Raw genomic sequence first — 2390 nt, 5'->3', positions numbered from 1 at the left:
TCGTAAGGAGAGATTGCCAACAGGTCCGCCTTTCCCGGCCGGCCGGTTGGCATCTCGCACGTAACGCCACCTTATTCAAGGAGGACTTCGGATGAATCTGAAGCCACTCGGCGACCGCGTGATCGTCTCGCCCAATGAGGATGACGAGCAGCGCACGGCGTCGGGACTGGTAATCCCTGACACGGCCAAGGAGAAGCCGGTGACCGGCACCGTCCTGGCCGTCGGCCCCGGCGAACTGAACGATGACGGTGACCGGACTCCCGTGGATGTCGCCCCGGGCGACACGGTCGTCTACTCGAAGTACGCCGGAACGGAACTGAAGTACGAAGGCGAGGAGTACCTGATTCTCGCGTCCCGCGACCTGCTGGCCATCGTCGGCTGACGGTAGCGGCAGGACACGCCTCGAGAAAGGAAACTCAACTATGGCAGCGAAGGATCTTCGTTTCGACGAGGACGCGCGACGCGGTCTGGAGTCGGGAGTCAACAAGCTCGCCGACGTGGTCAAGGTAACCCTTGGACCCAAGGGCCGCAACGTGGTGCTAGAGAAGAAGTGGGGCGCCCCGACCATCACCAACGACGGGGTGACCATCGCCAAGGAGATCGAGTTCGAGGACCCATGGGAGAACATGGGTGCTCAGCTCGCCAAGGAAGTAGCGACCAAGACCAACGACGTGGCCGGTGACGGCACCACCACGGCGACGGTGCTGGCCCAGGCCATGGTGCGGGAAGGACTCCGCAACCTGGCCGCCGGCGCCAACCCGATGGGCCTGAAGCGCGGCATCGAGTCGGCGGTGGGAGTTGTGACCGATTTCATCGGTGACTTCTCCAAGGACATCGAGACCACCGAGGAGATCGCGTCCGTGGCGGCCATCTCGGCAGCCGATCCCGAGATCGGCGCCACGATCGCCGAGGCGTTCGAGAGCGCCGGCAAGGATGGCGTGATCACGGTGGAGGAAGGCCAGACCTTCGGGCTCGAACTCGAGTTCACCGAGGGGATGCAGTTCGACAAGGGCTACATCTCGCCCTACTTCATCACCGACCCCGACTCCCAGGAAGCGGTGCTGGAAGACCCCTACATCCTGATCGCTAACCAGAAGATCAGCTCGGTCAACGACATGCTCCCGGTGCTGGAGAAGATCATGCAGACCGGCAAGCCGCTCATGGTGTTGGCCGAGGATGTGGAGGGCGAGGCTCTCGCCACCCTGGTGGTCAACAAGATCCGCGGGACCTTCGCGTCCCTCGGCGTCAAGGCCCCCGGGTTCGGCGAGCGGCGCAAGGCCATGCTCCAGGACATCGCCATCCTCACCGGTGGCACGGTCATCTCCGAAGAGGTCGGGCTCAAGCTGGACGGGGTCGCCCTCGACATGCTTGGTCGGGCCCGCCGGGTGATCGTGGCGAAGGACAACTCGACGATCGTCGACGGCGCCGGCTCCGAGTCGGATGTCAAGGCTCGGATCCGCCAGATCGAGCGGGAGATCGACAACACCGACTCCGACTGGGACCGCGAGAAGCTGCAGGAACGCCTGGCCAAGCTGGCCGGCGGAGTGGCTGTCATCAAGGTCGGCGCGGCCACCGAGGTCGAGCTGAAGGAGAAGAAGCACCGGATCGAGGATGCGGTGTCGGCTACCCGGGCTTCGGTCGAGGAAGGTATCGTGGCCGGTGGCGGCGTCACCCTGCTACGAGCCCAGACCGTGGTGGATGGCGTCAACGGCGGTACCGCCGACGAGGTGACCGGACGGTCGATCGTGCGGCGTGCTCTCGAGGAGCCCCTCCGCCAGATCGCTTCCAACGGCGGCTACGAGGCCGGCGTGGTGGTCGACAGGGTACGCCGGGGCGAGGGGTCTTTCGGCTTCAACGCCCTGACCGGCGAGTACCAGGACCTGCTGGAGGCCGGGATCCCGGATCCCGCCAAGGTGACCCGGTCGACGGTGCAGAACGCCGCGTCGATCGCCGGCCTGCTGCTCACCACCGAGGCTCTGGTGGCTGAGCACAAAGAGGACCCGCCCCCGGGAGGGGATCACGGACACGGCGGCGGTGCGCCGGGGATGGACTTCTAGCCCCACTCCGACCACCGGACAAGATACGGAACGACCCGCCTCTCACGGGCGGGTCGTTCCGCGTCCGAGGAAGCAGATGTCGGGGCATCACCGGCGGCGGGAAAGCGGGGCTGGCGTAGTGCCGACAGGTATCATCCGGACTATGGCTGACACCCCTACGACCCAATCCATCCCGCAGGTGGAACTCGCCTTCAAGCCCACGCCTCTCCACTACTTCCCGCGCTTGCGGGAGGCCTGGGGAGGTCCCCACATCTGGGTGAAGCGTGACGACCTGACCGGCTTCGGCCTGTCGGGCAACAAGGTGCGCAAGCTGGAGTTCCACATGGCCGCGGC

3 protein-coding genes are annotated in these 2390 nt (G+C 65.7%); all 3 read left to right on the top strand.

Annotated elements, in window-relative coordinates; translation table 11 throughout:
- Positions 1–91 precede the first annotated feature (91 nt).
- A complete protein-coding gene (gene groES / locus OXK16_11080; GenBank protein MDE0376490.1) occupies positions 92–382 on the top strand; it encodes a co-chaperone GroES in 291 nt (96 codons plus the stop codon).
- A gap of 40 nt (positions 383–422) precedes the next feature.
- Positions 423–2057 (top strand): chaperonin GroEL, encoded by a 1635-nt coding sequence (gene groL, locus OXK16_11075; GenBank protein ID MDE0376489.1) that lies wholly within the window; start codon positions 423–425, stop codon positions 2055–2057.
- Positions 2058–2199: 142 nt separating this feature from the next.
- Positions 2200–2390: D-cysteine desulfhydrase family protein (locus OXK16_11070; protein ID MDE0376488.1), on the top strand; the 191-nt coding region annotated here is incomplete at its 3' end.

This window comes from bacterium, from assembly GCA_028821235.1.
Taxonomy (GTDB): domain Bacteria; phylum Actinomycetota; class Acidimicrobiia; order Spongiisociales; family Spongiisociaceae; genus Spongiisocius.
Note: the sequence above shows the minus strand (reverse complement) of the source record. Positions and strands in the feature narration are given on the sequence as shown.

Excerpts from the sequence above, each read along its gene's own strand:
- groES (MDE0376490.1), top strand. The coding sequence starts at position 92 with ATGAATCTGAAGCCACTCGGCGACCGCGTGATCGTCTCGCCCAATGAG.
- groL (MDE0376489.1), top strand. The coding sequence starts at position 423 with ATGGCAGCGAAGGATCTTCGTTTCGACGAGGACGCGCGACGCGGTCTG.